23 protein-coding genes are annotated in these 24389 nt (G+C 48.4%); 9 read left to right on the plus strand and 14 right to left on the minus strand.

Annotated elements, in window-relative coordinates; all coding sequences use genetic code 11:
- Nucleotides 1–241 precede the first annotated feature (241 nt).
- On the plus strand, nt 242–1375 hold the full coding sequence (locus JUB14_RS00680; RefSeq protein ID WP_207503564.1) for a retropepsin-like aspartic protease: 1134 nt from the start codon (nt 242–244) through the stop codon (nt 1373–1375).
- Between the two features lie 2 nt (nt 1376–1377).
- Here JUB14_RS00680 and JUB14_RS00685 read toward each other — a convergent pair whose 3' ends face one another.
- From JUB14_RS00685 to JUB14_RS00700, 4 genes are all read right to left on the minus strand, one after another.
- The gene (locus JUB14_RS00685; protein WP_207503566.1) at nt 1378–1719 is read right to left on the minus strand and encodes a HepT-like ribonuclease domain-containing protein; all 342 of its coding nucleotides are present in this window, start codon (nt 1717–1719) and stop codon (nt 1378–1380) included.
- Complete coding sequence (locus tag JUB14_RS00690) at nt 1712–2008, minus strand: nucleotidyltransferase family protein (protein WP_207503568.1); 297 nt, start codon at nt 2006–2008, stop codon at nt 1712–1714. The genes JUB14_RS00685 and JUB14_RS00690 overlap by 8 nt, the downstream gene beginning before the upstream one ends.
- A gap of 127 nt (nt 2009–2135) precedes the next feature.
- The gene (locus tag JUB14_RS00695; protein WP_207503570.1) at nt 2136–2879 is read right to left on the minus strand and encodes a DUF8453 domain-containing protein; all 744 of its coding nucleotides are present in this window, start codon (nt 2877–2879) and stop codon (nt 2136–2138) included.
- Between the two features lie 60 nt (nt 2880–2939).
- Nucleotides 2940–4907: a sialate O-acetylesterase gene (locus tag JUB14_RS00700; RefSeq protein ID WP_207503572.1), complete on the minus strand. Its 1968-nt coding sequence runs from the start codon at nt 4905–4907 to the stop codon at nt 2940–2942.
- Nucleotides 4908–5139: 232 nt separating this feature from the next.
- On the opposite strand from JUB14_RS00700, the gene JUB14_RS00705 reads away from it, so the two are divergent.
- The 5 genes from JUB14_RS00705 (at nt 5140) to JUB14_RS00725 (ending at nt 10366) form a co-directional block, all read left to right on the plus strand.
- Nucleotides 5140–6522 carry a UDP-N-acetylmuramate--L-alanine ligase gene (locus JUB14_RS00705; protein WP_207503574.1) on the plus strand — a complete coding sequence of 461 codons (1383 nt, stop codon included), beginning with the start codon at nt 5140–5142 and terminating at the stop codon, nt 6520–6522.
- Nucleotides 6523–6717: 195 nt separating this feature from the next.
- Nucleotides 6718–7320, plus strand: coding sequence for an LOG family protein (locus JUB14_RS00710; protein ID WP_207503576.1), 603 nt, complete (start codon nt 6718–6720; stop codon nt 7318–7320).
- Nucleotides 7321–7336: 16 nt separating this feature from the next.
- Nucleotides 7337–8926, plus strand: coding sequence for an OmpA family protein (locus JUB14_RS00715; protein WP_207503578.1), 1590 nt, complete (start codon nt 7337–7339; stop codon nt 8924–8926).
- 57 nt (nt 8927–8983) lie between these two features.
- Entirely contained in the window at nt 8984–9436 is a 453-nt protein-coding gene (locus JUB14_RS00720) for a hypothetical protein (protein ID WP_207503580.1), read from the plus strand.
- A gap of 138 nt (nt 9437–9574) precedes the next feature.
- On the plus strand, nt 9575–10366 hold the full coding sequence (locus JUB14_RS00725) for a LytR/AlgR family response regulator transcription factor (RefSeq protein WP_207503582.1): 792 nt from the start codon (nt 9575–9577) through the stop codon (nt 10364–10366).
- Here JUB14_RS00725 and JUB14_RS00730 read toward each other — a convergent pair whose 3' ends face one another.
- The 9 genes from JUB14_RS00730 to JUB14_RS00770 all read right to left on the minus strand — a co-directional run bounded on the left by JUB14_RS00730 (nt 10367) and on the right by JUB14_RS00770 (nt 20815).
- A complete protein-coding gene (locus JUB14_RS00730) occupies nt 10367–11416 on the minus strand; it encodes a sensor histidine kinase (RefSeq protein WP_207503584.1) in 1050 nt (349 codons plus the stop codon).
- Entirely contained in the window at nt 11413–12462 is a 1050-nt protein-coding gene (locus JUB14_RS00735; RefSeq protein ID WP_207503586.1) for a sensor histidine kinase, read from the minus strand. The genes JUB14_RS00730 and JUB14_RS00735 overlap by 4 nt, the downstream gene beginning before the upstream one ends.
- A 53-nt stretch (nt 12463–12515) precedes the next feature.
- Entirely contained in the window at nt 12516–13628 is a 1113-nt protein-coding gene (locus JUB14_RS00740) for a sensor histidine kinase (RefSeq protein WP_207503587.1), read from the minus strand.
- Between the two features lie 217 nt (nt 13629–13845).
- Nucleotides 13846–14775: a hypothetical protein gene (locus JUB14_RS00745; protein ID WP_207503590.1), complete on the minus strand. Its 930-nt coding sequence runs from the start codon at nt 14773–14775 to the stop codon at nt 13846–13848.
- A 157-nt stretch (nt 14776–14932) separates the two neighbouring features.
- Nucleotides 14933–16318, minus strand: a complete 1386-nt coding sequence (locus tag JUB14_RS00750) for a glycosyltransferase (RefSeq protein WP_207503592.1) — start codon at nt 16316–16318, stop codon at nt 14933–14935.
- 158 nt (nt 16319–16476) lie between these two features.
- Nucleotides 16477–17640 (minus strand): right-handed parallel beta-helix repeat-containing protein, encoded by a 1164-nt coding sequence (locus JUB14_RS00755; RefSeq protein ID WP_229367462.1) that lies wholly within the window; start codon nt 17638–17640, stop codon nt 16477–16479.
- A gap of 295 nt (nt 17641–17935) precedes the next feature.
- A complete protein-coding gene (locus JUB14_RS00760) occupies nt 17936–18934 on the minus strand; it encodes an alpha/beta fold hydrolase (RefSeq protein WP_207503596.1) in 999 nt (332 codons plus the stop codon).
- The gene (locus JUB14_RS00765) at nt 18931–19515 is read right to left on the minus strand and encodes a hypothetical protein (protein WP_229367463.1); all 585 of its coding nucleotides are present in this window, start codon (nt 19513–19515) and stop codon (nt 18931–18933) included. Before JUB14_RS00765 ends, JUB14_RS00760 begins: the two co-directional genes overlap by 4 nt.
- Before the next feature lie 46 nt (nt 19516–19561).
- Nucleotides 19562–20815 (minus strand): hypothetical protein, encoded by a 1254-nt coding sequence (locus JUB14_RS00770; protein ID WP_207503598.1) that lies wholly within the window; start codon nt 20813–20815, stop codon nt 19562–19564.
- A 389-nt stretch (nt 20816–21204) separates the two neighbouring features.
- Between JUB14_RS00770 and JUB14_RS00775 the strand changes: the two genes are divergently transcribed.
- Nucleotides 21205–22230 (plus strand): sensor histidine kinase, encoded by a 1026-nt coding sequence (locus JUB14_RS00775; RefSeq protein WP_207503600.1) that lies wholly within the window; start codon nt 21205–21207, stop codon nt 22228–22230.
- A gap of 33 nt (nt 22231–22263) precedes the next feature.
- On the opposite strand, the gene JUB14_RS00780 is transcribed toward JUB14_RS00775, so the two are convergent.
- Nucleotides 22264–23247, minus strand: coding sequence for a c-type cytochrome (locus tag JUB14_RS00780; protein ID WP_207503602.1), 984 nt, complete (start codon nt 23245–23247; stop codon nt 22264–22266).
- A 368-nt stretch (nt 23248–23615) separates the two neighbouring features.
- Between JUB14_RS00780 and JUB14_RS00785 the strand changes: the two genes are divergently transcribed.
- Together JUB14_RS00785 and JUB14_RS00790 are read left to right on the plus strand one after the other, a co-directional pair.
- Entirely contained in the window at nt 23616–24047 is a 432-nt protein-coding gene (locus tag JUB14_RS00785) for a hypothetical protein (protein ID WP_207503603.1), read from the plus strand.
- Nucleotides 24048–24084: 37 nt separating this feature from the next.
- Entirely contained in the window at nt 24085–24387 is a 303-nt protein-coding gene (locus JUB14_RS00790; protein ID WP_207503604.1) for a hypothetical protein, read from the plus strand.
- Nucleotides 24388–24389: the final 2 nt, after the last annotated feature.

Raw genomic sequence — 24389 nt, forward strand, 5'->3', positions numbered from 1 at the left:
TTAAATGCTTTATAAGTGCTTGGTAACTAGGGTTTAATAGACTCAACACTAATCATTATTAAAATTATTTTCTCCATATTTACCTGTGTCATCAGCGGCAAGCGAAGTACCTTCAAAATAGCTAGTCTTTCTCACCAGTTAAGGCAAAAATCATCCGGCAAGCATGAAGCTACCTTATTCCCAAATTCCAGTCCTGTTATTAGCATTGCTATTGAGTAGTTGCGGTGGGTTTATAGAACATATGCATAAGCGGAAAGCCGTGCGGAGTGGCTATGTAACGCAGAAGGGATTTGTACGTGAAATTCCCTTTGAAATGTACGTAAGCAATAAGCTTATTATTGAAGCCAAGCTAAACGGTTCTTCCCGAACCTACCGCTTTATTGTTGATTCTGGGGCACTGTCAGTACTTTCTAAAAATGTAGCCGAAGAATTAGGCCTGATCAAACCCGGGAAGAAAGCCCTTCCCGCTCATATGGTATTGGACAAGGTAGAAATAGGCGGATTAGTTTTTAACGAGGTAGGAACCATAGTTTTTGATCTGGAAAAAGATCCTTTCCTATCTAAGTGTGCTCAGGTCGACGGTATGATAGGTACCTCTATATTAAAGCATTTTATCTGGCACTTTGATTTCCGTAACCATAAAATCCTAGTATCTGATACACCTGATTCTTTGCCGTCTGCGGCTTCGCAGATAAGCTTGCCTTTCACCACCGATGAGTATAACCGCGCCCGGGTCAACTGCACTTTCCCCAATGGGAAAACCAAAAAATTCATCTTTGATACGGGAGGAAATGGCTTTATGACTAATGATATCGCCTTATTTGAATCCCTTAGGTCACAGGTACAGTACAAGGCTAATTCCGGACTGGCCAATTACGGTAGTCTGAAGGACCCGGTCTACGACAACACGAGCTATACCGCCAGAATTACCGATTTTAAAGTCGGCCACTTACTGGTAGATACCGTAGAGGTACTCTTTGTTCCTAAAACGGCAAATCATGTGGGCTGGCATTTTTTGCACAACTACACCGTCACATTTGATTGGAGCAAGCGAAAAATAGGCCTGATCCCCTATGCCCAGCAGCTCCCGCTCGGAAATCCAACATCCTTCGGCTTTACCTTATTTTATAAGGTAGATGCACCAACCAATGAAAAGCGAATGATCGTAGCGGCGGTCGACAAAGATTCTCCTGCTGATAAAGCGGGCTTAAAAGCCGGTGATCGGGTACTACAAGTAGGGAATAAAGATTATCGGGTGCTCACGGATGAGTGTGTCGTATTCGAGGGTGTAGGGATAGAAGGAGATGAAGCCCAATTGACCATCTTAAGGGATGATCAACCACAGGTAGTAACCGTGAAACTAGCAGCGCAGTAGTATCATCCTATTTCTATTACCTCCGTTATCTGATCGTGTATTTCAGGTATTTTAGTCTTTACTACGTCCCAGACCAGCAGGTAGTTAACACCCATGTAGTCATGAATAAGTCTGTCGCGCATACCAGCCATGCTTCTCCATGGTATAGATGATCGTTCTGCTTTAAAATCAGCAGGTATCTTCTTGGTGGCTTCGCCAATAATCTCTAAGCTTCTGGCGATAGCTCTTTTTAAGGTTTCATCTTGCAGAAATGCCTCCACTGTTACCTCCTCTCCAGTTACAGACAAGATGTACTTACACTCATCCCTGATATGTTTCAGGTACTCAATGGCTTCCTTAGACATAGACTACCTCCTTTAGTATCCTTGGGCCAATGTAGGGACTCAAGCCATTCTTTGTTACGACGTCTACTTTCTGATATTGGAATAGCTCCTCGAATAGGTCACATACCTGCATATAGTTATCAAACTTCTCCTGCCCGGGTTCAAAATCCAGGAGTAGGTCTATATCGCTGCTGGGTGACTGCTCGTTCCGAACATACGAACCGAACAAACCTACCTGCTTAACGCCCAATCTTTCGAGCTCAGGCTTGTGCAATTTTATAGTTTCCAGTATGTAATCTTTCGTTGTCATACCTGGCTCGTCTTTATTCAAAGGTACTATCTCTTTCATTTGCCCCTTTGTCCTAGTCGGTGTTGTTTCCGGCGAATGAGGGACTTGTAATGAAGGATGGTAGGGGCCTTCAGCTTCAGCGGATTAACTAGCTATTATTTTTATGTTGCAATGAATCAATTAGAAGTTGATGAAGTTTTAGTTCGGACTTTTTATTATTATTCATTCGCTCTAATTCGCTTTTTATGTCATCCAGCTTCTTAGGAAGCTTCTGAATCTGATATTCAGCCTTTAGCTTTTCATCAATATGGTCAAGTGTCCATTTATTCTCTTCTAGCGAGATTGGGATAAGATATGAATACTTTTCTCCATCAATAAAGCTATCCTCGAATGTAATTCTGGCAAGAAAGCATGCAGGTTTATTTTGCTTAAAGAACTCGTTATGGCTATTAACAAGTGTATAGTGAGTTTCTCCCTTTTGAAGAGCAAGAATACGGTTAAATTGATCTTCCTTATGGAAACGAATAGGTTTTCCTTCAAGATTTTTTGGTATTGAATAGGAAGAACTACTATTGTTTAATTCATTTAACCATTCAACTTGAACATTGAATGCAGTTGATCCACCTATATTTTTAACTACGAACTGGAAGAAACTATATCGGCTGTGATCGTCGAATCCAATAGTTACGAAAGGTAGTTGATTCACTTTATCCTTATGAATTATTTCATATGCGAAAATAGCTGATATTGTAGAAGCAATAACAGCAAAGGATCCAGCTGTAACATCATACTTTGAAATATTTAAGGAGTATAAAAGTAGTATACATGCGCTAATAATTAGCCATAATAACATTCCTATTATTCCATGTCTTAGATATAGTAGCCTTTTCATATTATAGTATTTGAACAATGATACAAAAATAGCTGGTGAGAGACACCAGCTATCTAAGCCTTACTCAAACTTCCTTCCCTCCGTCACGCCTTTCCAGGTATCGGTACGGAAGGGGGAGGCGGGCAGGCCTTCGGCGTTGTAGAGGTTGGCGTCGGTGGGGGAGTTGGACCAGCCGTAGCGTACAGCCACGGGGGTAAGTACCTGCGGGTGCGACACCACTACTGTATTGCCTTCTATACGGGCGTTAGCATAGTAAAACTTTCTGTCTGCCCCGGCTATTTCAAAGCCTTTGAGGTACCCGTACTTGTCTTTGGTGGAGAGGCCCCCGCCTACGTTATCGAAGTTCAGGATGGCCTGACCGTCTGTAAAACGCACGTCTTTATAGGTAGGGCCGCTGTATACTACATCCTGACCATAGGCTACCTTCAGGGCCGACAGGGCCAGCCGCTTGCCTACATCCTGCTTATTGGTCGGGTGAATATCGTCGGGATTACCGATGTCGGTAGTCACGGCCATGCCAGTTTTGGGGATACGGAGGGTCATAGCCTGGGCTTCGCGGAGCTCGGCCCAGTCGCTGCCGTCGTTGCTGCTCTGGTTGCGGCCGTAGTTGGCCAGCTGCACAAACAGGAATGGAAATTCGTAGCCCCAGTCCTGTCGCCAGCTATTGATCAGGAGCGGGAATGACTGACGGTACTGCTGGGCCCTACCCGCATTGGTTTCGCCCTGGTACCAGAGCGCGCCCGCAATGGTGTAGGGTACCAGCGGCGCGATCATGGCATTATAGATGGTAGTACCTACGTTATTCATGAAGTGGTCGTAGGTACGTGTGGCCTTCCAGGAGGGCATCATGTTCCAACGGGTATCGACCAGCGGAATAGTGTTACCGGCTCCTTTGACAGAAAAATCAGAAGGAGCACCCATAAAACCCATTCCAAAGTACTGCGGCTCCCGATTAGGCTCCATCTTTATCAGGAGCGAGTTAGGCCCCTGCTGCCAGGTACCGGCAGGCAGCTTGATCTGGATAGGTTCTTTGGTAGTACCTTCAAATACCTTCTTACCATTAATATAAAAAGCCAGGTCGCCGGTGTTGCGGCCAAAGTGGAGGGTAGTTTCGGCAGAGGCTAGCTCGGCCGGTACATCCACCGTGCGCTGTACATAGGCAGTACCACGGTAGCCCCCGACGCCCTGCCACACCCACTGCCCCATCGGGTTTGCCTTTAGTTTCCACTGGCTATAGTCGTAGCCGGGCTTGAGGTAAGCGCTTTCGTCTACGGCGCTGATGTTGTAGGTGTCAGTACCGTACGCCTGTTTGATGAGCTTTTTCTCCTGAATTTTGGCGTCTTCGTCCCAGTTGCGGGCCATGGTCTGGGGGTAGTAGTAGAGTACATCCGACTCCTTCATAGCCTTCTCGCTGATCCAGCCTTCGATCTGCGAGCCTCCCCATGATGAGTGGATGAGACCTATGGGTACGCCCAATTTCTGCGAAATATCACGGGCAAAGAAGTACCCTACCGCCGAGAAGTCGCCTACGGTACTGGGAGAGGCTACTTTCCATTCGCCCTTACCAAAGTCTTTCTGCGGTTCAAAGGCCAGCTCATGCGCTACCTCAAAGTGCCGGATGGTAGCGTTGTTAGCCGAAGCTATTTCAGCTTTGGCATTATCGGCGCTCCGTACTTTCCACTCCATATTGGACTGTCCCGACAGCAGCCATACTTCGCCGATCAGTATATCGTTTAGGGTAATCTGGTCTTTTTTGCCTTTTATAATGAGCTGGTAGGGGCCACCTGCGGGCATGATGGGTAGATCGGTCATCCACTTGCCGTCAGGACCGGCTTTGGTGGTGACAGTACGACCATTCAGAGTAATAGCTACTTTTTCACCTTTATCGGCCCACCCCCATACCATGATGACTTTATCGCGCTGCAGCACCATGTGGTCACCAAAGACTTGTGCTACTTTGAGCTGCGCGAAGGTCAGGCTGGTAGAAAGGAGTAAAAATAGCAGGGGGAGAATTCGTTTCGTTGTCATATTAACAGACCAGGTCTTTCTAAATTTTTATGTGAATATACATTACCTATCTATAACAGTCTATCCGGCTGGTTATACTCAGAAGTAACTCTGGGATTAGCTTTATGGACCGGAATAATGGTATAGGATATGGAGGCAGAAGCGGTTGTCCCGACTAAGCTAAGTACTCCAACGTCAGGATAGGAAAAAACTTGTTAACTTCGCTGCCAATCAGAAATTACAAAAAGATAGTATGAGTCAATCAACTCCGTCTCGAAAAATACACTTCATCTCCATTGGGGGGAGTATCATGCATAACCTCGCCATCGAGCTAAAACGCAAAGGATTTGTCATTACCGGATCTGATGATGAGATATATGAGCCTTCGCGCACCCGACTGGCTAGTCATAACCTGCTACCTGCCGAAATAGGCTGGTATCCTGAAAAAATAACGGCGGATCTGGAAGCTGTTGTTCTGGGTATGCACGCCCGGCAGGACAACCCGGAACTGCTCAAAGCCCAGGAGCTAGGTCTGAAAGTATACTCGTACCCCGAATTTATATTTGAGCAAAGCAAGGATAAGCAGCGTATTGTAGTGGCTGGTAGCCACGGCAAAACCTCCATTACCTCCATGATTCTGCACGTACTGCGGTACAACCAGCGTAAGTGCAACTACCTGGTGGGGGCTCAGTTGGAAGGATTTGATAACATGGTTCGTCTGGACGAGGATTCTCCCATGATCGTAGTGGAAGGAGATGAGTACCTGACTTCTCCCCTCGACCCTACGCCTAAGTTTCTGCACTACCACCCGCACATAGCACTGATCAGTGGTATTGCCTGGGATCATTTCAATGTATTCCCTACCTGGGAGGCCTACGTGAAGCAGTTTGAACTACTGGCCGATAGCCTGCCCAAAGCCGGTGTGATCATATTTGACGAAACGGATGATATGCTGGACGTGATCGGGCAGAAGGAGCGTCCTGATGTGACCAAAATCCCGTATGAAGCACACCCGTACAAGGTAGTGAATGGCCAGACCTTCCTCAAGACCAAGACCCAGGGCGATGTACCTCTGCTGGTATTTGGAGAGCACAACATGAAAAACATCAGCGGCGCCCGTATCGTCTGTGAGCGGCTGGGTATTACGGATGAAGAATTCTACCGTGCTATTCAGGCGTTCAAAGGAGCCTCTAATCGTCTTGAGCTGCTGGGAAAGAATGACCAGACCATCATTTACAAAGATTTTGCCCATGCTCCCTCTAAGGTAGAAGCTACTACCAGAGCGGTAAAGGAGCAGTTCCCCAAGCGGAAGCTGGTAGCCTGTGCCGAGTTGCACACTTTCAGTAGCCTCAATAAGACCTTCATGAGCCAGTACCGCGACAAGTTTGAGGCGGCAGATGTAGCGGTTGTATTCTACAACCCCCAGACCATCGAGCACAAGCGCCTGGAACCGATCACGGAGCAGGATATCCGTACCGCCTTCAGGCGTAATGACCTCCACATATTTACAGACAGCGAGTCGCTTCAGGAATTCCTGCGGAGTCAGTCGTGGCAGAATGCCAACCTGCTGATGATGAGCTCAGGTACCTTTGGTGGCCTGGATCTGAAAACCCTGGCGGCAGAGATAGTAGGATAGTGGGTAGCTGTTAGCAGGTAGATTTTAGGTATTAGCTTTTTTGTTTTTATTCATAAATGAAAAAGCTAACACCTGACGAATAGGTACTTACACATCGTAATGATTGGTAAGTCATAAGAAAATCTACTATCTAACCAGCTAACGCCTGACATCCTAAAAAACTAACACCTAATAACTAAAAGCTAACAGCTAATAATGAAATCTGTAGTAGTGTATTGTGGGGCAAATCCGGGTAATAAACCGGTATATACAGAAGTAGCGCACCAGTTGGGAAAAGAACTGGCGGCGCGAAATACAAAAGTGATATATGGAGGAGGTAACCTGGGGCTGATGGGTACCATCGCCGACGGTGTACTGGAAAACGGCGGAAGCGTAACGGGTATCATCCCCAACTTCCTGGCTAAGCTGGAAGTAGCGCACAAGACGCTGTCGGAGATTCATTTTGTAGAGACGATGCACGAGCGCAAGGCCAAAATGGTATCGATGTCGGATGGAGTAATTGCTCTGCCCGGTGGCTATGGTACTATGGATGAGTTGTTTGAGATACTGGCCTGGTCACAGCTGAAGATCTTCCACGGGCCTGTAGGCCTGTTGAATGTCAACGGTTTCTACGACCACCTGCTGGTACACCTCAACAAGATGGTAGAGGAAGGTTTTCTGCGGCCGGAAAACCGGGCGCTGCTGCTGGTAGCCGATACGGCCGAAGCTTTGCTTGAGAAGATGGAAGCCTTCCTGGCTAGCCGTGAGGAAAATAAGACGCTGGATACATCGTTGTATGTAACGAATCCGTCTAAGTAATAGCCTGATCATAGCAATGCGCGTTGTACCCTCTTTACTAGTTACTTTTTTCGTAAGTACCTTTTGTGTAGCTCAGATGGCTCCCCGATTTGAAAATCTGGGTCAGACCATCAATTCTGAGTTTAACGAAATAGGTCCGGTCATTTCACCGGATGGGAAGACCCTGTATTACGCGCGCATCAGTCACCCACAGAATACCTTTGGAACCAAAGGAAGCCAGGATATCTGGTACTCCGAAAATCAGAACGGGCAGTGGTCGCCTGCCCGGCGCCTGCCCGCTCCACTCAATAAAGAAGAATACAATAGCCTTTATAGCATCTCACCCGATGGCAATACCGCCCTGCTAAAAGGGGCCTACCTCAACGGTCGCTACGAAACCCGGGGCTTTTCTGTTACGCAGCGTACAGCCAAAGGCTGGTCGGCTCCTCAAAAACTGGATATACCCGGCTACGAGAAGATGAGTAAGGGCCAGTTTGACTGCGGGTACCTATCCACCGACGGGAGAGTACTGGTAATGGCCTTCAGCGAGAAGAAAAACAGCAAGGACGACGACATCTACGTTAGTTTTAAGGAAAAGGGAGGTAAGTGGACTAAACCCATGAACCTGGGTTCGGAGATTAATACCAACGACTTTACCGAAACAACGCCTTTCCTGGCTCCCGATGGGGTGACGCTGTACTTCTCGAGCAACCGCTCGGGTGGTCAGGGGAGCAACGATGTCTACTACACCAAGCGCATCGACAAGTCGTGGAAGCGGTGGAGCAAGCCTGTTAACTTGGGTGCAAGTATCAATACCGACGGCTACGACGCCTACTATACCGTATCCGCAGCGGGCGACTATGCCTACATGACTTCCTTTAAAGAAACTCTTGGTAAAGGCGACGTAGTACGTATAGACCTGCGGCCAAAAACGCAGCCGGGCGAAGCCCAGCCTACCGAACCGATGGCACCGGCTCCTGATCCGGTGGTACTGGTTAGTGGCAAAGTAATCGACTCCAAAACAGGCAAGCCCGTAGAGGCGCAGATTATCTATGAAGATATGGCCAGTGGCGAAGAGGCCGGTACGGCTACTACCAATCCCCTTACGGGTGAGTACAAGCTAGTGCTACCCTACGGCAAGAAGTACAGCATGCGGGCCGTTGCCCCTAACTTCATCGCCGAAGGTGAAAACGTAGACCTTACTGATTCCACTACCGCTCAACAAGGAAAAGGCTACCGGGAGATCAGCAACAAATCCCTGAAACTGGTACCCATCGAAGAGGGGCAGATTGTCCGCCTGAATAACATCTCGTTTGAATTTGGTAAATCTACGCTGCGTACAGAATCCTTTTCTGAGCTGGATCGTATTGCCCTTACCATGACCCAGAACAATAAGTTAACTATTGAGCTGGGCGGACATACCGATAACGTAGGTACGGACGCTGCTAACCTCAAGCTCTCGCAGGACCGCGCTGATGCCGTACGGGAGTACCTGATCGGAAAAGGCATTGAGCCTGACCGGGTAGCCAGCAAAGGCTACGGTGAAAGCCGTCCGACGGCCACCAACGATACCCCCGAAGGACAGGCTGCCAACCGCCGGGTAGAGTTTACGATCCTGAAAAAGTAGTGTTATCAGTGTACCGTGGGGCTGATTTAAGAGTAATTAGCAATCTCACCATTAGGTATGCTTCGCAATAAACAGCTACGTGCTTTCATCAGGCTAGTACTTCTGATATTTCTGCTCGATGCTATGGCCAATGCCTTGCCGGCTGCTTTTGCGATGGCAAAGCCAAGCGGTTATCTAAATGAAAGTACTACGCTTTTATCTTACTTTACACGGTTCCTTCAGTTCCTACTGTTTCATTCGGTTATTTATATTCTGTTTCTATGGTGGGTACATCCACTCGTTGCGGTACTATATCTGGCAGTGGTATCAGTCCTGAAAAGAACCCTGCTTAATTCTATCGGAGCTGGCGTGGCTGTTTCGTTTACTATATACCTGCTCTACGCCTACAATTTTTCAGTTGACCGATTTATGGATTACTTTCTGTATCGCGTTCTGTGGTATAGTACCCTGGGAGGGTTGTTTGGGTGGCTGTATTATAAGAAGAACCTACGGCTTAGCACTGCCTCCTAAAAACCAGGCAGTACAGTTCAACCGCAGTTAATGCAATTTCACCTTTTTTTTTGGCCACTTTATAGCATCATTCGTTGATGCTGATTCTGAAAGTAAATAGCTTTACCTGTTTCCTTTTAATTTCAAAGCTGTTTCTGCATGAATGTTTTTATCATAGAGGACGAAGAGCTGGCCGTACGTAAACTGACGCGGTTGCTGGAGGAGGTGGATCCTAGCCTGCGCGTAGTAGGTACGGCTCCGAGCGTGCGGGCCTCTGTTAAGTGGCTGGAAAGTAATACGACTGATCAGGCTTCGGCTCCGGACCTGATCCTGATGGATATAGAACTGGCCGACGGGCAGAGCTTTGAGATATTTGAGCAGACTACCGTTTCGGCACCGGTTATATTTACTACTTCATACGATGAATATGCGCTACGGGCTTTCAAAGTCAACAGCATCGATTACCTGCTAAAGCCCATTAAACGGCACGAGCTGGAGGCCAGTCTGGAAAAACATCGTCGGCTAAGTAACGGCCAGGGCGTTGATAGTGCCCCCCGTATTGCCATTGACGCGCTGGTACAGCAGCTACGCCAGCAGGTAACACCAACCGACTATCGGCGCCGGTTCCTTGTGCGCCACCTGTCGCAGTGGGTACCCGTCGAGGTACAGGATATTGCCTTTTTCTACTCCGAATCCGGTGTCAGCCTGTTCCGTACCAAGGCCAACCAGAAGTTCTCGCTGGACTATACCCTGGATGAACTGGAAGCCATGCTGGACCCTGAACATTTCTTCCGGGCCAACCGCCAGTACATTGTCAGTATCAATTCGGTGCAACAGATTCACCCATACTTCAATAACAAACTAAAATTGACCCTCAAGCCTGATCCGGACGAGGAGGTACTGGTCAGCCGTGAGCGGGCTAGTGACTTCAAGAAATGGATGGGGAAATAGCTACTTTAACTCGGCCAGCCGGCTTTCGGTTACCAGTGGCATACTCACCACAAACCAGTCCGGCTGTTCTTCAATAATCAGTTCACCTTCATTTAACAACCCGTACCGTATGGTCAAGTTGGTCAGGCCAGCTCCGGTGGTTTCCACGCGGAGCGGTTTGCGCTGTAGGCTATTGGCTACGGATAGCCGCTGGTCAGGCGTGGTGTATATCCGGATGTGCAGGGGCTGCTCGGGCAGAATGACGTTGTAACGCACGGCGTTTTCGACGAGCATCTGCAGGGTCAGGGGTGGGATAAACAGCGACTTCTGCGTGGCATCAATAGAAATATCCATGACAAGCCCGGCCGGGTACCTGACCTGCAGCAAATGACCGAACGATTGTATAAACTCTACCTCCTCACTCAGAGGCACCAGCTGGCGCTCACTTTGCAGCAGGTACCTGAATACCGAAGTTAGCTCATCCAGAAAAGCATCAGCCCGGCTGGGACTCTCCCTGATGAGTGATGATAAGGTATTTAAGCTATTGAACAGAAAATGCGGATTGACCTGGTGCTGCAGCGACCGGAGCTGACTTTGCAGTGATACCTTCTCCAGGGTACTTGTTTCGATGGCTTCCTGTTGCCACTGCCGTATCTGATACCAGCCTTCGTATATAACAAGGTAAATAAAAACGTGAAAGAACTGGATACCAACACTACGGCTGACTTCGGCCGTATCGGTAAAGAACATGAACTGATCCTCAATAAAGTAGCGGGCCGCATGACGAATAAAAAACGATACAGCTACCAGCAGAGGCATGATGGAAAGCAGCCGCAGGAACCGTTGGCGCGTGTTGGTCAGGCCAGGGGTATTTAGCTGAATACGCAGAACAGCCCAACGGGCTATTTGCCAGTTTAGTATACCGGTAGCCAGTTCTACGGAGTCATTGAGCAGGATCGTAGTCCAGGGCCAGCTGAAGAAGTAGCGGTTGAGCCGGAAAAATATGGCTACGAAAGCGAACAGGACTATCGGGCCCAGCAGGCGGAGTCGGGTATCGTTGAATGGCTTCATAGTGCAGGCCTGGTTTGGGGCTGACCAGTCAGCAAGGGGAGACTTACTGTAAAAAAGCCATTCTCTTCGTGCATAGCAATAGAATGGCCGCTCAACAACTGGTACTTGGAAGCAATGTTGGCTAATCCTAGCTTACTGGAGTAGGCGGCTATGTTTTTACGCTGCAGGTTGTTGCGCACTATCAGGGCCTGCCCCTGTGTCTCTATCCAGACTACCAGCGGCTGCTCAGGCAGGATGATGTTATGCTTTACCGCATTCTCAACCAGCAATTGTAGTGTCAGTGAAGGTATCCGCAGGTCTTGCTGCCAGTCTTCTACCGCTATGTGCATATCAAAGCCCGCACCGTATCGGGTCTTCAGTAACTGAAAGTATGAGTTGATAAACTGTAGCTCACGTCCGAGCGTAGTAAGCTCCTGATCATTGGATCGCAACAGGTAACGGTATACGTTACTGATTTCGTCTACAAAGTTCTCTGCCTGCCTGGGATTCTCGTGAATCAGCATTGAAAGCGAATTAAGGCTATTAAAAAGGAAATGCGGGTTGATCTGGCTTTTCAGTGAGTCGAGCTGGCTCTGTAGTTTATTTTTCTTAAGCCGCTCATTCTGCTCATAAGCATGTTGCCAGGCCTGCAAGCCGTAACTACCCTCGTAGATAGCGTAGTAGACACAGTGGTAAAAAATCTGGATGCCAAGCGAATAAGTATACTCAGTAATGTTTTCGCTGGCAAAAGAGGCATTGTTGAAGATGATGTGGGCAAGCTGCCGGATCAGCCAGGCAAAGTTGACCAGTACCGGCAAAAGAACCGCCATCCAGAGTAGTCGGCGCTGGAGGTTAGTAATGCCCGGGTACTTTTTTTGTAGAGAAATTACTACCCAGCGGGTTAGGTTCCAGCATATATATCCTGCACACAGTGCTATCAGATCCGCCCGGATCAGCTTTTCAAACGTATAGTCAACATACCAGTTCAGCCGAAAGAACAGTGTGCCTATCAAAAACAGGATAGGAGGGCCAATAAGGCGGATTTTTCTGTCGTCGGCCGCTTTCATCAGTCTGGTGTAAGTTAGTAGTATCGGGTAATGCTAAAATAAGAATACTAGCATTATATACTCGCTTCAATCAGGGGGAGCGTCACCACAAATAATCCGTTATCCTCCCGGATGGATGGGTCGGGCTGGCTCAGCATCCGATATTTAGCTAATATATTGGTCAGGCCAACTCCATTTGAATTGATGCGGCTGTTTTTGCGCTGCACGTTATTCTGTACCAGCAACCGACCTTCATTATCCGTTACAATATCAATCACCAGAGGCTGATCGGGTAGTACAATGTTGTGTTTGAAGGCATTCTCTACCAATAGCTGCAGTGTAAGCGGGGGTAGCTTATAGCTCTGGTACTTCTTACCGATATTTACATTCAGCTGCAGGCCATTTCCGAGGCGGGTTTTTAGTAAGTGATAGTAGGAGTTTATAAAGTCCAGTTCATTTTCCAGGTTAATCAGGTACTGCTCATTGGAACGGAGCAGGTAGCGATATACGGTACTGAGTTCTTCCAGGAATACCCGGGCCTGCCGGGGATCATCCTCAATGAGTGAATCCAGCACGTTCAGGCTATTGAACAGAAAGTGCGGATTAACCTGCTGCTTCAGGGCGTCGAGCTGGCTCTGCAGGTTGGCCGCCCGGAGTTTTTCCCGCTCCTGTTCGGCCTGCTGAAGCTTTTTCTCTTTCAGAGATGATTCACGGATAAAAAATAGGGTTTCGTATATAGCCTGAAAAAACAGGAAGTTTGTAATCGCCATCACAAAGTCAAACCCGAACAAGCTCAGCGAGATAGTCATCTTATTGAGTGTAATTCTGGCCGTTTGATGGTAGGTCTCATAGCTGGTAAAATCTCCGAAAAGTATCCAGTAGCGTATGGCCCCCATAAACCGGATAATGATGTTAGAAGCAATACTGCCGGTCAGGAATGTCAGTAACAGCCGTTTAGGAAGGAGTTGTTTTTCCGGATATCTGTTTCGGAAATAAAGGATCAAAAACCGGTTGACATGCCAGTTTAGAAAAATGGACAGAAAGAAGACCAGGAAGCTAGCCAATAGTTTCCCTGTCACTGGTTGTTGACTATAGTAGTTAGCAAAGTAACCTATTACCGTCAGCAGGCCTATTCCGGTAATGCGTAACCACTTATCATCCAGGGTATTTATAGCTTGAGGAGTCATTAATCAATGCAATAAAAAGAAATGCTATATAAAGATTATCACAATTTCTCGTTTTCTAAACGCTGTTATGACATGAAACGTAAAAAGCCGCTGGTGAAGCGGCTTTTTACGGGAATGATCCGTATTCTGTTTTTCTGGGATTGGGTTGTAGTTCTTAGTGTTATGGAGGCTCCGGTTCAGGCCGGAGCGTAGTGTATATTTTTATCTTTTATACAGGTTATTTCAAGTCTTTTAACCACGCACGAGCCAGATCGCGGGCTGCTATGACGGGCTCACGGCCAATCCGGTACAGCTGCTTCCACTCCCTGGATTGATTGCGGTAGTCATCTTTCACAAATTCAACCCGATAGCCTTGCTTCTCAATCTGGGCATTGAAGTCGACCGACTCAGCCAGGGTTATAAATTCGCGAAGCCGTTTCTTAAGCAGACCATTCGGGTCTTTCCGGGCCTGGTACTCGGCCTGATTAGCCTTTTGTTCCTCTGCCTGCTCTTTCGCCTTCGCCAGCTGTTCTTCCTCATTCTGCATGCCCTGCTCCAGCTGACGGGCCATGGAGCGCTTCATAGATGCAAGGAATCGGGTTTTAAATTCAGCAGGTTTGGTAGTGGCTAGTGGCTGTATTTGTTTCAGCTCCGTCAGCTCACGGTTCAGGGCTGCTTTGGTGGGGGCATCGGCCTCCTGCATCTGCTCCTGGATCTGGGCTACTTGCTCAGGCAGCATCATAGCCAGTAGCTGCGGTGTCAGATTAGAAAATGCCGCCAGTGTCTGATCCAGTTGCTCGTCCATCATAGCCCTCAGGTCAGCATTGGTCATAGTGGCCGACGGGTCAGGGGTGTCGCTGATGTGGTACTTGCTCCGCAGCCAGTTATCGTAGCGGCTCCTGAAGTCGTCAGATTCCACATACGTCCTTACTATAGGGTAGATGGCCCGTACGGCGGTAGCCCGTGCCTGAGCGGAAAGTTGCTTAGCTGCCTGACGGCTCTCGTAGGAGAGGTACAGGGACGGATGGTCGTAAGTAAACTGTTCGAATACCTGACTACTAACCTGCTCCTGGGTCAGCTTCAGCTCCTTGAGTACATCCGCCGGGCGGGTAGCCAGCGCACCCACAAGAGTAGCTAGCAGAAGGACTTTGAATGATGTTTTTTTCATGGCTAATGATAATTTCTGTAATTCGGTAGGTTGGACTCACCAGGACAAACTTGTAGAAAGTCGGAGGCGTATCCAACCCAAAGAATCACGAAACGGTAATAATGCGTAATGAATTAGCTGCTAAGGCAGTTTAACAGGATAAGGATTAACCCTTCCGTCAGCAGGCACTTCTGCACTGCTGATTGATGGGTTGAAGTAAAGAGCCTCTTAACCAGGCAACCTGTATTTCTTCGGGCATTAACCGGCTTTCCTGCTCCTTTGCCAGTGCCTCAATGTAGTGTGTAGCCAGCTTATTAGCGTTGTAGGTACCAAGCTCCCGGCCTAGCTTCCGCACGTTACGCCGGTAGGTACCATCCGTCAGTACCTGGTCTATCGCCTGCCAGATGTGAACTGTCTTAGGCTTTTCGGTATTCAGATTTATTCCTGCCTTACAGTACTCAATACGAGCGGCTATTTCGTTTCTGCCGTCATTGATTCCTGCTACCACTATGGGAAGGTTATGCTTTAGGGCTTGCATAACTCCGCTGTACCCTCCATTGGTGACAAATACACTGACGTAGGGCATGACCGTATCAAAGTCAATATGGTCTTCAATGATGAAGTTATCCTGCGGAAAGCGGTTGCGCAGTTCCTCGGTGCCATAGCCTCCGGTGGTAGCGATCACCAGCGTTGAGGGCTCCTCCCTGTATGCCTTCAGAGTAGGTACCAGTAGCTTCTCAATGTCTTTTTCGGTTGTTTCCTGCGTTACCAGTACTACCCGCCTGGCCTGTAGCGCCCGGAAGGTATGCTCATAAGCCCTTTTGCGTCCGCGAGTATAAGGGAGTATGGCTCCTACAAACCTGATGTTGAGGCTGATGTGTCTACGAGGGTATTCGAAGCCCGGTACACCGCTTTGCAGGTACAGGTCGGCGTGGTGAATAACGGCATCAAAGACAAACTCCTGGGCCTTAGGAAGCCCTTGCTGCTGACGAAGCTTATTATACAGATCATCAATCGGTTTAAGTCGTACCTGTTGTACAACGTACCGCATCAGATGCTGCATCCAGCGGCCGGGCAAGCTACGGGCCGGTTGCTTCCCTAGTCCATATGCGGGTAGAGAAGGATCGGATTCAGCCAGAGGAGCTACTCCAATCGCTACGGTTTTTACAGGTAGTATCTCCCGCAGGAAATCCCCGCCCAGAAAGTCCGCATCGTGTACGATCAGATCATAGGGCCAGTCTGCGTAGATGTCTTTCAGGTCCTCGACAAACTCGGGAGCCCTTAGTAAAGATAATTCTTTGTAGTCGAAGCGGAGCTTGGCAATAGTGCCTTTGATCCTGGACCTTTCAGGAAATAAGGTTTTCAGATTGTCCCGATCTACTGTCCTGGCTTTTACAAATGGGTAGTGGTGCAGACCCAGTCGGGTTACTTTCTCTCCGTAGTGTCCGCCTGCGTACCAGCGAACGTCATATCCCAGATCGCTCAACTGAACAGCCAGGTTGGTCAGTGGGCCAAAATGGGTATCCGCTGGAATAGTGGCGAAAAGAATACGTAGATTTTTCATGGCTAACAGATAGTTAAGGATGTGTGGAATAGTCAGACCCAAAATTGTCTGATCTAAGTCAGGTAGCCAACAGTGACTTCGTTGAAACGTCAAAAGCCGCTGATGAAGCGGCTTTTGACGGATAAGTTGGTGTAGAATATATCGTTCGGATCGGCTAACTACTCTTCGATCAGTACGTTGGTCTGAGCGTTAGATTCAAATACGTTGGTGGTAGTAAGGTCGTCGTTAACGGAGGAACCATAACTTACAAATACCCCGTGACCACCACTGCCACTGATTACGGTGTTCTTGATCGTCAAAGCTGAACCATTACCGTATACGGCTACGTTGGCCTTTTTGCCTGATACTATTGTATTTCCCCCGGCATTTCTAACCTCTGCATGTTCCAGCGTATTGCTATTATCCGACGAGTAACAGATGATTCCCCTCCAGTAAGCTGGCGCGCCGTTAGCACTCGTAAACACGACTTTTTGAGTGGCAGTACCTTTGGCCATTATGTACCCTTCTGAGTTGATGCGAATCACTGCGTCGCGATCCATTTTTAATGTTACGCCAGGATTAATTTTCCAGCCTGAACTGACCGCAAAATCACCACTGATCAGGTAGGGAGTTTTGTCTTCAAAGCCCTTCCATACAATCTCAGCTTTGTCTTCCATGCCTGATGGCGTTACCTCCACCACATCACGGCCATTGCCTCCCGTAAACTTCGAAGCAGGATCCAGCTTGGATACGTTCATGGCGTCGATCAGAATACCCGCCTCCGTGTTGTTAGAAAATGTATTCTGAGAAAACTGCCGCAGGGTAGCACCTTCGTAGATATAGATTCCGTAGCCTTCGTTTTGGGAGAACAGGCAATTGTTTAGTGCGATCTGGGCTCCGCTGCTACCTGGGATGAAGAGGGCCGACTTAATATCACTATACGTAGGACGGCTGCAGGCGTGCATTATTTCTACGTGTTCCATCACGTTGGCGTTGCTGCCTGAGTACAGTACTATACCTGTCCAGTATCCTTTGGTTTTCTGTACACCTACCAGTCTGATTTTTTTCTCGGCAGTACCCTTCGCGATGATCACTCCACCATCGTCATTGATATTAACCCGAACATCCCGCTCAAAAGCGATCACTACCCCGGGATTGATAGTCAACTCATGGTTAATGTTGAAGTTTTCCGCAACAATGTAGTCGGGCAGATTGGGATCCTGGATACGATCCACCAGAGTGGTTTTTACGTTGATATCATCCTTGATCGCCAGGGCATCGCCGGGCTGTACTACAACGCCACCATCGGGATCTGGTTCAATGGTTTCTTTACAACTGGTCATTAAGGATACACAAGCTAGCACTAGCAGGAACAACTTGCTTACGGTTACTGCTGAGGTGCGGACTAATTGGGTACTTGCATTTTGGGAATTGTACATGGCTGTTTTCATGGCTAATGGTTAGTGAAAATGAATGCTGTTAAGTTTGAGTATGGAATAAATCATTACCCAAAAGTATCAGGCGTTGAGCAGACCAAAAGGTATGATGTCGGTGAAGCGGGAGAAATGCCCGATCAAACGATATTTTGAACAGGTGGTGTAACCGGAGAGACATAGAGGCATAAGAATATGCTTCTATTTACCGCACAAAGTCCAGCACCGCCTGGGTGAACTTCGCTGTTTCGGTAATAAACGGCTCGTGCCATGACTCACTGAAACGTACCTCTGTCACCGGCGCATTGGTCAGTACCTGTTTGGTAGCCTCACCTACTGCTACCGGTACTATGCCATCCTTCACGCCCCAGAACAGAGCTACCGGAATGCGGATGTCCCGTAGTAGCGGGCCCTTTTCGAACTGTCTGCTTTCGACGTTTCCGTAGTAGCTGTATGCCTTACTATGTGTGAATTGGGCCAGGGCTGTGTTAGGAGAGTTGAAAGCATAGTTGATCACGTACTTGCCGTCATCGTAGAGCGATACCGGGTTGCCGCCCAGCTTGTACATCCAGCGGTAGATGGGCTCCCACTCAATGGTTGCTGCATTCTCAAGCGTCACCGGATGATCCCGCAGGTACTTTTCGGCTTCGGTATTTTTTTGCCGCTGTGCCTCGCGCAGGGCCCAGTCATGTACGCTCATCAGCCAGTTGGCAAAGGAGTACATCCCGTTGACTACCATCAGCCCCGCCACTTCCTGCTGGTTGTTACCCGAAGTCAGGTACTGCCAGGAAAGCTCGACGCCAAAGCTATGAGCCAGCAGATAGATCTCTGCGTTAGGATACTGCTTTTTCAAAAGTTTTACGACAAAGCCCATATCCTCACTAAACTGGGCATAGCGCAGGGTACTCTCTTCTACCTTACCCGAGGATGCCCCGGCTACCCGCTGGTCCCAGTAGGCTACCATCGCTTCGGTTTCCAGTCCTTTGAGGTAGTAGCGGTAGCACATAGCGCAGTCGCCGGGCCCGCCGTGAACGTACAGGATAATCTTGTTGGACTGCCGGTCGCCTTTTACCCAGATGGGCATATCAGCTCCTTTGTTTCGCAGATAAAGGGTACTATCCTCGATGGGCTGCGGATCGCGGTCGCTACAGGCCAGCAGCAACAGCAGGCTGACCAGTGATAAATAGGTGTAAACTCCTTTCATTGTTTTTGTAGGGGAATGGTAACGCCCGCTTCCAGACTGAAGCGCATGAGCGTGGATGTATTATAAGGGCGTTGCTGCATTACATTTAAGCGGGTGTACCACGCTAGGGGTATATTCTTCCGCACGGATAAGTCTTTACCGATGCCCACAAAGGCCGTAGGCATAAAGGCGTTTCCACCTGCCCATCGTACCTGTTTGAAGTCGTCCGGGCCGTCGGGCGTATAGGTGGTTCCCTCCAGAAAGTAGTGGAAGTAGGAGGGAGCGAGACCGAGTTCGAAAATTCTCCCGCGTCGGCTGGTCCGCCTATAGGTGAGTTCGGGGGAGACTACCAGCCCGATGTGGTTATGCGGGTGGCGGTACACGGCCAGGCCGGGTGCAAACAGGAAGGTCTTACGAGCCTGATTCTTTTCCTTAATGTAGCTGTGGAGGGGTAATTCATAGGCTACTTTTAAGCCGTAGTGGGTTATAGTTTCGCCGTAGTAGCCTACCCGCAGCGCCTGCGCCTGCGCTTCAGGCATACAGGCCATCAGCAGAGGCGGCACGAGTGCCAGGCTTAGGAGTAGTTGAATCAGATTTTTCATGGACTAATAGTTATATGTAAATGGTTGGTAGTAGTACATAGACACGTCATTGGGCTCCTACCCCCACGCGCTTCATTCGAAAAACCCCCTTGACGGATGCTGTACCCATCTTACCAGGTGGAGTTGTGTCGATCCAGCCGGCTGGTTCTACGGTGAAGGTCCCTACTACCCAGGTGTCATCTGTGTTATCTACTTTCAAAGAACCGCCACTTACAGATGGAGCTGTTCCATAGAGGTGCTGATAGATCAGGGAGCCTTTTATGATATTAAAAGCTACATCAGCACTTTTGGTCCAGCGGAAGGTACCCGTTGGGGCACCCTTCCAACCTACTGAGGCGTATTCGGCTCCGCTTTGGCCCAAAACCACATTGTGAGTAGGATTGATGTTAGCACCACCCGGATAGGTTTTCCATTCCCCTCCATTAAGCTGGACTGAAATGCCTTCGGGAGCAACAAAGATATTTGTAATTAGGCGCAGGTCTTTGTATACCTTTCCTTCGATGGTAGTGGATTTATTTAAAAATACAGTAACCGTGGCAGGGTTAGTAGCGGGAATTTTGGCGGGAGCGTAGTAGTCCCCTTCATTATGCATGTGTGATAGGGTACCTTCTCCGCTTAGGGCCCATTTTTCGATATACTTAGTTGGTATAAGTATAGGTAGCGGTACAATTAAATCATCTTCGAACTCCGACTCCATCGTCTGAAATACTTTAAGATGAACTTTGTCCCCCGGATTCAGAAAAGAATTATATGGGTTGATGAACATTTTCTGAAACAAGCCCCAGTCGCTGAAGTGGGTGGTCTGGACGGTCACAGTATGGGCGGTTGTATCAATACTCTTTACGGTTGGTGACTGCCAGATACCCTTGTCGTTCTGGTAGGCTATACGCAGCAACGCGGGGTGGGAGCCATTTACATCATCTTCGTTGTATTGAAAAGTAATAGTTGCGGGTTTGGCGAAGTTAATGCCGTGAGGTGTTAGCCGGAAGGCCTGTCCCGTACCTGCCGGGCAGTGGTTGCTAATGGGTTGTACCGAAATTGTTTGGTTGGTGGTTAGTGCACCAGCTGGGATCTGGATCTGGACCCGTTTATCAGCTGATTGGATGATACCACCGGCCGGGCCTATAGTAGCCGTGGTGGCCGTACCTTCTGGATTGCCTACCGGCGTGACGGCACCGGTAGCAGGCTTTCCGGGGTTATTGTCAGGATTAGTAGGGTCAACAGTACCCGGATCGGTTTCGCAGGAGGCCATACACGCGACTAGCGTCAGGCTTAACAGTAGATTAGTAATGATTTTCATGGCTATAGTTGGTAATGAATTAACTGGACAAAGTTGGTGAGCTGCCAGTATGTTATTATATACATTCTGCATGAAACGGTAGATTTAAAAGCTGAACTGTACAGCATCTGGCTGTTAATAGGCTGAACTCCGTGTGGGAGTCAATTTGGAAGCAGTAGTTCATCAGCGCAGTGCACAATGAAGTATAGGTGCAATAGGTGCATGCACTGGAGCGTATAACCCTAAAAGTAACGGGTAGAAATTTTTCCTTCGGGGAATAGTAAGAAGCAGTTACTTGTAGCCTTTGCTGCTACAGAACACCTGTTCTTAGTTTATTGGTCATCAGAATGTTGACTTGATTTTGCAATTGTGTAATTTTGATCCGCTGATCCTAAGAACGGAATCCACCCATGAAACTACCCTCTTTTACCCGATATGACTGGCTCTTACAACTCACTGCGCTACCCGTATATATCATTATATATAACTGGCTGATTATAGGAGATAACTACTGGCACAGCTGGACGACTTTCGGGATGGCGACAGGTATTGCGGTGGTGATATCGCTGAGTAACTGGTATACCATTAGCTACATTAACTTTGAAGTCCGGAGTAGGTACGTTACCCTTCAGCACTACACAAAGCGGGCTGTACCAGGATTTATAATGGCCTCTGTCAGCTCATGTCTGCATTACAGCCTGTTGTTTCTGCTTTATCAGTGGGTCAATCTGCCCGGTTTTGTACCTGATCCCTTCCGGCTGGGACTGGTGCTGCTAATTAGCGTTATCGCTGTAGCTATTATTACTGCCATTTATGAAGGTATCCATAACTTTGAATACTGGAGGTACTCACGCCGGAAGGCCGACCAACTCAGCAAAGCTCAGTTACAGGTGCAGTTGGACATGCTGCGCCAGCAGGTCAATCCCCACTTTTTATTCAATAGCCTTAATTCGCTTATTTCACTGATTGACGAAGATCCCCGGCAGGCCGGAGCATTTGCCGAAGAGCTTAGCACCGTATACCGGTACCTGCTACGGAGCAACGAAGCGCCACTGGTACCATTGACCAACGAACTTGAGTTTATCCAGTCGTACTACCACTTACTGAAAACCCGCCACGGCCAGTCACTGACACTCGTTACCCTTATTCCACCCAGTGCCGAAAACCGGCAGATCCCGCCCCTGACGTTACAACTGCTGATCGAAAATGCCGTAAAGCACAACATCGTCCTGCCCGATCAGCCGCTTACCATTTCGCTGGTAGCTGACGAGCAATGCCTGACAGTTAGTAACAACCTGCAGCGCAAATCCAGTCCGGTACTTTCTAATGGGGTAGGGTTATCCAACATTTTAAGTAAGTACCAGATACTCGGGCAGCCTGTCCCGACCGTTGAGGACGATGGTCAGGAGTTTCGGGTGACGCTCCCACTGGTCTGAACCAGCGCGAGCGTCACCCCAAATAGATCAGCCTCATTTATTTTCTGCAAGCTGCACTTCCGCGCTCTTCTGAACAATGTTGTTTTTGACTTTGGGTACTGTTTTCAGGTACTCATAGATCGCCCCCACCTCCTGATCGGTGAGTCCTATTTTGGGAGCCATAGGTTGCCGAAGGATAGAGCCATCAGGTCGCACGCCCATTTTTACAGCCTTGATGAATTGCTCCTTGGTGTATTTGCGGGCAATACCAGTTTCTTCGTCGAAAGTAAGGTTAGCCGTTATGATGGGTTCTCCATTTTCACCCACCATCTCAATACCACCTCCATAGTATCCTTTACTCTGTTCAGGATGTACCTTATCCTGATCCAGCATATCGCCGGAGTGGCAGGCGTAGCAATCGCCGATAGCGTCGGCGGTATACTTACCCAGGGCTATCGGATCCGCACTGTCGGGCATGGCAACGAAAGTCTGCGGGTAGGGCAGTGGTTTCATCAGGGTGTGTGACAGTAGCTTAGATACAAAGCTCAGCTCCGAAGCCTGCGGCTCCTCGCTGGTAGCCTGCACCGGAAAGCGGTCTGAGCGCAGCCACGCTATTACTGACTTCAGGTCCTCATCGGCCATATTTGGAAATTGCGGCATGACAGGCGCAAAGGTGCCGTCACGCCGTACGCCGGTACGGAGAAAGTACACCAGCTCCCCGTCGGTCCAGTTACCGATACCCTTCTCCTTATCCTGAGTAATGTTTTTGGAATACAGTTTACCAAAGACAGCAGGTACCTCGCTCATATACTTTCCGGTGAGGCGGTTGTTTTTATCAGCGTGGCACTCCATGCACTGGATCTGAGCGATAACCTCTCCACGGGCCACGCGCTCCGGAGTAAGTTCAACGGATATTTTAGGAATGTTAGGCTGGTCGTAGGTAGGTACGCCAGTAATAGCTACATAGGCGCAGAATAACCCCAGTACTAAAAGCAGACTACCCAGCACAGCACCGGTAATTTTAAGTATTCTTTTCATACATGTAATAGATTAATGATGGCTAATAGTAATATCAGTGTGAATGAATTCACGGTGTAAAGGTGATAGTCCCGGTAACGGTACCCAACAGAAACTCTGGTGAAACGGAAGAAAACCCCTATAAAGTGAATAGTTATCCACCTGACTATCTAGGAGTTGTGGTTTTAGGGAAAGAAAGATAGAGGGTTGAAGAATGTGGATGCTGTAGGTTGTTTCAGTCACTTAAATCAACAGTTCATGCCTTCATTCTTCCAGTTGATGTACCCGGTTGTTTCTTTGTGATGATACAGTCTGCAACTTTGTATCGTCGGAAGGGGGAAACCTACCGACAGTCAAACTCTTACTTTTAAATCTTTACACTATTAGCCATGAAAAATTCTTACTTCCGCATCATTCCCCTGTTGATGATCTTGATGGTCACCGTTCTGTCATCCTGCAAGAAGGATAAAGACATCATTGCTCCCGATGCCGCCACTGCGATAGCAGGTCAGTACACGTACTCAGAGCTTACCTACAACGGTAAAACCTTACCTGCCAACCAGACCGATCTGAAAGGCTCTGTAAAACTGACTCGTCAGACCGCTTCTTTGGTGGATATAGCACTGAACATCCGCATCAAGAGCAGTGACAGCGAGTTTTTGGTAGGTACCCTGGATGGCGCTGATGTCATAGATCAGGGAAGTGGCAACTACAGCTTGTCGTATGAAAATGACGAGTTTGGTCAGATTAAAGGTGAAAAGCTTACTATCAAAGGCGTAGATTCAGATGGAGTATCCTTCACTATTACCGCCAAGAAATAATTCAATCACTACATTAGTATATACATATAATATAGCTATGAAATTAGTTAAGAAGTTTTCAGTGTTAGCCATGGCCGCAGTAATGCTGGCAGGATCTATGACAAGCTGTGCGACCGTATTTGGTGGACAAATCACCGAAAATCAGAAGCGTCGCCCCGCAGAGGGTGAGTCACGCCGGGAGGTGCGAATCGGCGCACTGGTTGCTGATATCCTCCTGTTCCCGCTGATTAGTATTCCCGTAGACTTTGCTACCGGGGCTATCTATAAGCCGCATTCCACTACTAAATCAAAGCCCGCGCAGGCAGCTAACACTACTGCTGCCGAGCTGAGCAAAAAATAATT

The organism is Telluribacter humicola (assembly GCF_017355935.1).
Classification (GTDB): Bacteria; Bacteroidota; Bacteroidia; order Cytophagales; family Spirosomataceae; genus Telluribacter; species Telluribacter humicola.